Genomic DNA, 6,805 nt, shown 5'->3' on the forward strand with positions numbered 1-6,805 from the left:
CGTCCGTGTTGACCGGCAGCTCCCCGCCCCGCACCAGCAGCCGCCCCTTCTCCACGAACGCCCCGCCCTCGCCCTTCCCGCAGAAGCCGAGGTCCTCCAGCGTCACCAGGGTCATATAGGTGAAGGCGTCATAGATCTCGGCGAAGTCCATCTCCTCCGGTCGCACCCCGGCCCGCTCGAAGGCGAGCCGCCCGCTGACCGCCGCCGGGCCCGTCGTGAAGTCCGGCCACTCGGACATCGCGGCGTGCGAGACGTGCTCCCCGGTGCCGAGCACCCAGACCGGGGCCGTACGGCAGTCCCGTACGAACTCTTCGGCGGCCAGCAGCACCGCCGCGCCGCCGTCGGAGCGGATGCAGCAGTGCAGCTTGGTGAAGGGATCGGCGATCATCGGCCCGGCGAGCACGTCGTCGACCGTGATCGGGTCGCGGAACATCGCCTCGGGGTTCAGGGCGGCGTTCGCCCGCGCCTGGACCGCGACCTCGGCCAACTGCTCGACGGTCGTGCCGTGTTCGACCATGTGGCGGCGGGCGGCCATGGCGTACTTGGCGATGAGCGTGTGGCCGTACGGCACCTCGAACTGCAGGGGTCCCCGGGAGCCGAAGGACAGGTTCCCGGTGCGCCGCCCCGCCTTGATGTCCGCGCGGGCCGTCGAACCGTAGACGAGGAGTACGGCGTTCGCGTGCCCCCGCGCTATCGCGTCGGCCGCGTGGGCCGCCATGACCTCCCAGGTGGCGCCGCCGACGGAGGTGGAGTCGACCCAGGTGGGGCGCAGGCCCAGATACTCGGCGACCTCGACCGGGGCGAGGGTGCCGAGGCCGGCGGAGGCGAAGCCGTCCACCACCGCACGGGCCAGCCCGGCGTCGGCGAGGGCGCGGCGGGCCGCCTGGGCGTGCAGGGCGTACGGGGTGGCGTCGTCCACCCGACCGCAGTCGGCGAGGGCGACGCCGACCACGGCGACTTTCCGGTTCCCGGCAGTCATGAGAGGCCTCCAAGCCCTGTGCGTCCAACCTCTGTGCATCTCGGTGCGACCCTCCTAATATGACGGCCCGTCAGATCTGGAGGGAAGGGCCTCTGGAGCCAAGAGCCGGAGGGAAGGCCCATGGACGCCAGCTTCACCCCCGAGCAGGACGAGATCCGCCGCACCCTCCGCGAGCTGCTCCACAGCCGCTGCGGCCCTCGCGAGCTGCGCGCGGCCGTCGACACCCCGGCCGGCCACGACCCGGCCCTGTGGACCGCCCTCGCCGAACAGCTCGGCCTGCCCGGACTCGCCCTCCCCGAGTCCTACGGCGGCGTCGGCTGCTCGGCGACCGAACTCGCCCTCGCCTGCGAGGAGGTGGGCCGCTCCCTGGCCCCCACCCCCCTCCTCGCCACCACCGTCCTCACCGCACCCCTGATCCTCGCCCTCGGCACCGACACCCAGCGCACCGCCCTGCTGCCCCGCCTCGCCTCCGGCACCCTCACCGCCACTCTCGCCGTCCCCGGCCCGGCCCTCGCCACCGCCCTCGCCCTGACCGGCGACAACACCGGCGACTGGGCCGGCGGCGGACGCGCCGGGGGCGTACAGGCACGACGGGCGCAGGACGGCTGGCGGCTGTACGGGCAGGCCGACCAGGTCCTGGACGGCCACAGCGCGGACCTGCTGCTGGTCGCCGCCCACGCCGGAGGCTTCGCCCGGTCGAGGACGCTGCTGTTCCTGGTGCCGGGTGACGCGACGGGCGTCGTACGCGTACGGCAGACAGCCCTGGACGCGACCCGGCCACAGGGGCGGATCCAACTCCGCGATGTGGAGGCCGAGTTGCTGGGCGAGGAGGGCGCGGACGTACTGGCAGCCCTGGCGGCTGCAGGGGCGGTCACAGCCGCCGCACTGGCCTGCGAGGCCGTGGGAGCAGCCGACCGCGCACTGGACCGAACCGTGGAGTACGTCAAACAGCGAGAGCAGTTCGGAAGGTCGATCGGCTCTTTCCAGGCGGTGAAGCACCGATTGGCAGACGTATATGTGCAGGTCCAGGCAGCAAGATCAGCGGCCTATTACGCAGCCTGGTCTGCAACGCCCTCAAGGGGCGCGGGGAACTGCGCGACCAGCCCCAACGAACCCGCAGCCGCCCGACAACACACAGTGGCACCCCCAGAGGCGCACCTCGCCCTCGCCCAGACGCTGGACGCACTCCGAACCGCCTCCGCCGAAAGCATCCAGTTCCACGGCGGCATCGGTTTCACCTGGGAACACGAGGCTCACCTGTACTTCAAGCGCGCCGCAGGCGACGAACTGCTCTTCGGCCCGGTGCACCGCCTGCGGGCACACGCCGCCGACACGGCACGGCTCTTCGAGACGTCAGAGGCACAGGAGGTGGCGGTGTGATCGGCGCACGCGTCGTACAGAAGGTGTCCTCCACGCGGGGCTTCGCCAAGGTCGCCCCGCACGTCATCCCCGCGCTCGACCGTGCCGTGCACCGGCTCACACGAGGAAAGGTGCTGCTCAGCGCGCAGATGCTGCCCGGCGTGATCCTGACCTCGACCGGCGCCCGCAGCGGACGGCCCCGCCGTACTCCGCTCGCCTGCATGCCCGAGGAGGACGGCCGCAGCTGGATCCTCATCGGCTCCAACTTCGGCCGCACCGGCCACCCCGCCTGGACCCACAACCTCCTCGCCCACCCCGATGCCGAGGTCAGCTGGAAGGGCAGGGACATCCCGGTCACCGCCCGGCTGCTGGAGGGCGAGGAGCGGGCGGCCGTCTGGAAGACCGCGCTCGCGTTCTGGCCGCCGTACGCGACGTACCAGGCCCGGGTGGAACGGGAGATCCGGCTCTTCAGGATCGTCCGCACGTCATAGCGGGGCCGGCCGCAGGTCAAAGCAGGGCCCGGCGCCGGTCACAGCGTGGCCAGGCGCTGGACCAGCAGAAACGCGCCGATCCCCAGCATCGCCGCCCCCGACGTACGGGCGACCGCACGGGCCGCCGCCGGGCGGGCGCCGAGGACCGCGCGGGCGGCGAGGCCCACCGTCAGGTAGACGGCGGCGCAGCACGCCATGTGGAGCAGCCCGAACACGGCGGTCTGGGCGGGGACCGGCAGATGGTCGCCCTTGGTCACCAGGAACTGCGGCAGCACGGACAGGTAGAGCAGCAGGCCCTTGGGGTTCAGCCCGCTGATGGTGGCACCGCGCAGAAAGGCACGGGCCGGGCTCGCGGCGACGGTCTCCTCGGCCGCCCCCGGCGTACCCGGCCGGCGCAGCACCCCCCACCCCAGCCACACCAGATACGCGGCGCCCGCGGCCGTCAGCGCGGTGAGCAGACCCGGCTCGCCCGCCACCAGCACGGCAAGGCCGGCCGCCGCGAGGACCGTGTGCAGCGCGTACCCCGTGACCAGGCCCGCCACCGCCGTCACCGGTGAGCGGTCGCGCAGCCCGGCGGAGATCGCGTACGCCCAGTCGGCGCCCGGCACGCAGACGAGGAGCAGGTCGATGGCGAGGAAGGAGAGGAGCAGTCCGGAGTCCATGCTGGCGACATTAGGCGGGAATGGCCCGAAAGTGTTGTCGAAGTTTGCCCATGATCGCGCTCTGTGGGGGAAGATCTGCCTCATGGACGACGTGGACAGAAAGATTCTTGCCGAGCTCCAGCAGGACGGGCGGCTGACCGTGACCGAGCTGGCCGCGCGGGTGCGGCTCAGCGTCTCGCCGTGCCACCGGCGGCTGCGGGAGCTGGAGCGGGCCGGTGCGATCAGCGGCTACCGGGCCGTCGTGGAGCCGGCCGCCGTCGGGCTGAACTTCGAGGCGCTGGTCTTCGTCTCCATGCGGCAGGAGGACCGGGACACGGTCGCCGAGTTCGAGCGGGCCATCGCGGAGATCCCCGATGTCCTGGACGCGCAACGGCTGTTCGGCGAGCCCGACTACCTGCTGCGGGTCGCCACCGCCGACCTAGCCGCCTTCCAGCGGCTGTACGACGAGCGGCTGGCGACCCTGCCCGGGGTGCAGCGCCTCACCTCGACACTGGTGATGAAACACGTCGTACGGGATCGTCCGCTGCCCGCATAGCGCGGCAGGCGGCGGCCCACGTCGGGTGAGCCACCGCCTGCCAGACAGGACTTGCTGAACCGGCGAACTACTTCGTCGGCTTCTTGCCGGTCACGCCCAGGTGGACCAACAGGGCGAGGTTCGGCTTGAGTTCGGCCTGTTTGACGCCCCAGGTCTGGAAGCCCTTCTGGTGCGAGGCCACCGCCGCGAGCATCGCGACGATCGAGCCGGCCATCGCGGCGGGGCTGACGTCCTTGTCGACCCTGCCCTTGGCCTGCAGCTGAGTGACCGCCTCGGTCAGGGAGTTGTTGACGGAGTTCAGGATCTTCATACGGATCTTGTAGAAGCGTTTGTCGCCCTCGGACGCCCCGAGGTCGACGACCCGCAGGATCGCGTCGTTCTTGCGCCAGAACTCCAGGAATCCGTCGACGAGTTCCTGCGCGGTCTGCCAGCCCGCCTTGCCGGCCCAGCTGCGGCCCTCGACGAGCTCGGTCAACCCGGCTCCCTCGGTGGCCATTTGCTCGGCGATCTCCAGGACGGCGCCCTCGACGTCCGGGAAGTACTGGTAGAAGGTCGCGGGTGAAGTCCCCGCCTTCCGGGCGACATCGATGACTTTGACGTCCCGGTAGGGGGAGGAGCTGAGCATCTCGCTGAGGCAGTCGAGCAGCTTCTGCCGGGTCGCCTGCCCACGCCGGCCGGCCACGCGGCCGTCGACGGTACGCACTTGTCCTGTCATGTCGTCAGCTTACCGAGGCGTGATCGGGGCGCGATTCGGCCGACTGCAAATGGGGTGCATGAGTATGCCGAGGCTGGTGTGCCTGGTCTGCGGGCCGCGTAAGACGCCGTTACTTTTGCCGCATGGCCGAAAACAGGGCATCCGCGAACGGAACGGGATACACGGAGGGCGTTCCGTGCTGGGTCGACGCCCAGCTTCCCGATGTGGCGGCGGGCAAGCGGTTCTACGGTGAGCTCTTCGGATGGGACTTCGAGGGCGCGTACGACTCCACCGTGTGGGCGCTCCTCGACGGGGAGCGGGTCGCCGCGCTGGCCCGCAAGACGGACGGGCGGCTGCCCACTGTGTGGACGGTGTACTTCGCCACCCCGGACGCCCGCGCGCTGGGGGAGCGGATCCGGGCGGCGGGCGGGCAGGTGGTGATCCCGCCCGTGGAGATGGGGGCAGGGCTGGGGGCGGCCGCGCTGGTCACCGACCCCGAGGGTGCCGTCTTCGCGCTCTGGGAGGCGGACAGCCACCGGGGCTTCGGCCGGCGGCACGAGACCGGCACCTTCGCCTGGGTGCAGCTCTACGCCCGGGACACCGAGGCGGCCAACGCCTTCTACGGCGAGCTCTTCGCCGACGCCCTGTTCGGACCGGACGCCAAGCCGGACTTCGGCCGCGCGGCCGTCTCCGAGGTCTTCCCGGCGATGATGCCGCCGCATTTCGTCGTCCACTTCCGGGTGGAGTCCTGCGCGGAGACCCTCGGCACGGTGAACCGGCTCGGCGGGCGGGTCCAGGTGCCGCCCTTCGAAACGTCGTACGGCACGGTCGCCGTGGTCACCGACGACCAGGGGGCGTCCTTCGCGGTCCTGGAACGCTGACCGCACTCTTACCCGGGGCCGCCTTCGGCCCGCATTCCGCGTCCCACTATGCGAACCGGCGCTTCCACCGTGCGGCGGGCTGTGGTTTTGTCCCAAGACACCCCGTTCCGCCCTCGGGTTCGCAACCACGCCCCGAGACAGGAAGAATCGGGGTGCGTGCCGCCGAGGCGGTGCGGTGGTGAGACGCTGCACGGGGTCGCGTACATATCTGGGTGACGGGGCCCGTACGGGGAGGTGGCAGGCAGAGTGGTGGATCAGCTGACGCAGCACGATCCGCGCAGGATCGGGCCGTTCGAGGTGCTCGGACGGCTGGGTGCCGGCGGCATGGGGCTGGTCTATCTCGCGCGCTCGGCTTCGGGCCGGCGCGTGGCGATCAAGACCGTCCGTACCGAGCTCGCCGAGGACCAGCTGTTCCGCGTCCGCTTCACCCGTGAGGTGGAGGCGGCCCGGGCGGTCTCCGGCTTCTACACGGCAGCGGTCGTCGACGCCGACCCGCGCGCCGCCGTGCCGTGGCTGGCCACCGCGTACGTCCCCGCGCCCTCCCTCGAAGAGATAGTGAACGAGTGCGGGCCGCTCCCGGCCCAGGCGGTGCGCTGGCTGGCGGCCGGTGTCGCGGAGGCCCTGCAGTCCATCCACGGCGCCGGTCTCGTCCACCGCGACCTCAAGCCGTCCAACGTGCTCGTCGTCGAGGACGGTCCCCGCGTCATCGACTTCGGTATCGCGTCCGGCGTTTCGAACACCCGTTTGACGATGACCAACGTCGCGGTCGGTACGCCCGCCTACATGTCGCCGGAGCAGGCGAAGGACTCCCGCAGCGTGACCGGCGCGAGCGATGTCTTCTCGCTCGGCTCGATGCTGGTGTTCGCCGCCACCGGACACCCCCCGTTCCACGGCGCCAACCCGGTCGAGACCGTCTTCATGCTGCTGCGCGAGGGCCCCGACCTCGAAGGCCTCCCGGACGAGCTGCGCCCGCTCATCGAGTCCTGTATGCAGATGGAGGCCACGGCCCGCCCCAACCCGGCCGACCTCCAGGCCCAGCTCGCCCCCCATCTCTTCGGCTCCGGCACCGACGACAGCGGTACGGCGTCGGCGTGGCTGCCCGAGCGGGCGGTCGGCCTGATCGAGTCCCGCAGAGGCGGCCGCCCGGCGACGAAGCCCTCGCCGTCCTCCGGCCGCAGCGGCGGCGGCCGCGTCGCCCCCCTGC

The 6,805-nt window shown here is 71.6% G+C and carries 8 protein-coding genes; 5 read left to right on the forward strand and 3 right to left on the reverse strand.

The annotated features are described in order from the left end of the window. Positions 1-979 (reverse strand): thiolase C-terminal domain-containing protein (locus L0P92_RS40430; protein ID WP_234768125.1); only part of this gene is annotated, 979 nt, incomplete at its 3' end. Between the two features lie 120 nt (positions 980-1,099). Between L0P92_RS40430 and L0P92_RS40435 the strand changes: the two genes are divergently transcribed. Continuing rightward, complete coding sequence (locus L0P92_RS40435; RefSeq protein ID WP_234768126.1) at positions 1,100-2,359, forward strand: acyl-CoA dehydrogenase family protein; 1,260 nt, start codon at positions 1,100-1,102, stop codon at positions 2,357-2,359. Next, positions 2,356-2,829, forward strand: coding sequence for a nitroreductase/quinone reductase family protein (locus L0P92_RS40440; protein ID WP_234768127.1), 474 nt, complete (start codon positions 2,356-2,358; stop codon positions 2,827-2,829). The genes L0P92_RS40435 and L0P92_RS40440 overlap by 4 nt, the downstream gene beginning before the upstream one ends. A 38-nt stretch (positions 2,830-2,867) precedes the next feature. Here L0P92_RS40440 and L0P92_RS40445 read toward each other — a convergent pair whose 3' ends face one another. Next, positions 2,868-3,491 carry a LysE family translocator gene (locus L0P92_RS40445; RefSeq protein ID WP_234768128.1) on the reverse strand — a complete coding sequence of 208 codons (624 nt, stop codon included), beginning with the start codon at positions 3,489-3,491 and terminating at the stop codon, positions 2,868-2,870. Positions 3,492-3,573: 82 nt separating this feature from the next. Here L0P92_RS40445 and L0P92_RS40450 point away from each other — a divergent pair, with 82 nt between their 5' ends. Then, positions 3,574-4,026: an Lrp/AsnC family transcriptional regulator gene (locus L0P92_RS40450; protein ID WP_234768129.1), complete on the forward strand. Its 453-nt coding sequence runs from the start codon at positions 3,574-3,576 to the stop codon at positions 4,024-4,026. 67 nt (positions 4,027-4,093) lie between these two features. On the opposite strand, the gene L0P92_RS40455 is transcribed toward L0P92_RS40450, so the two are convergent. Further along, complete coding sequence (locus L0P92_RS40455) at positions 4,094-4,741, reverse strand: TetR family transcriptional regulator (RefSeq protein WP_234768130.1); 648 nt, start codon at positions 4,739-4,741, stop codon at positions 4,094-4,096. A 122-nt stretch (positions 4,742-4,863) separates the two neighbouring features. Between L0P92_RS40455 and kbpA the strand changes: the two genes are divergently transcribed. Together kbpA and L0P92_RS40465 are read left to right on the forward strand one after the other, a co-directional pair. Then, positions 4,864-5,601: an AfsK-binding protein KbpA gene (kbpA, locus tag L0P92_RS40460; protein ID WP_234768131.1), complete on the forward strand. Its 738-nt coding sequence runs from the start codon at positions 4,864-4,866 to the stop codon at positions 5,599-5,601. A 246-nt stretch (positions 5,602-5,847) separates the two neighbouring features. Beyond that, the coding region (locus tag L0P92_RS40465; RefSeq protein ID WP_234768132.1) for a serine/threonine-protein kinase at positions 5,848-6,805 on the forward strand (958 nt) is incomplete at its 3' end.

The sequence above is a fragment of the Streptomyces muensis genome (assembly GCF_021474425.1).
GTDB classification, from domain to species: domain Bacteria; phylum Actinomycetota; class Actinomycetes; order Streptomycetales; family Streptomycetaceae; genus Streptomyces; species Streptomyces muensis.

What these genes read in the sequence shown, in the direction of transcription:
- L0P92_RS40435 (WP_234768126.1), top strand. Translation starts at nt 1,100, where the DNA reads ATGGACGCCAGCTTCACCCCCGAGCAGGACGAGATCCGCCGCACCCTC.
- L0P92_RS40445 (WP_234768128.1), bottom strand. Translation starts at nt 3,491, where the DNA reads ATGGACTCCGGACTGCTCCTCTCCTTCCTCGCCATCGACCTGCTCCTC.
- L0P92_RS40450 (WP_234768129.1), top strand. Translation starts at nt 3,574, where the DNA reads ATGGACGACGTGGACAGAAAGATTCTTGCCGAGCTCCAGCAGGACGGG.
- L0P92_RS40455 (WP_234768130.1), bottom strand. Translation starts at nt 4,741, where the DNA reads ATGACAGGACAAGTGCGTACCGTCGACGGCCGCGTGGCCGGCCGGCGT.
- kbpA (WP_234768131.1), top strand. Translation starts at nt 4,864, where the DNA reads ATGGCCGAAAACAGGGCATCCGCGAACGGAACGGGATACACGGAGGGC.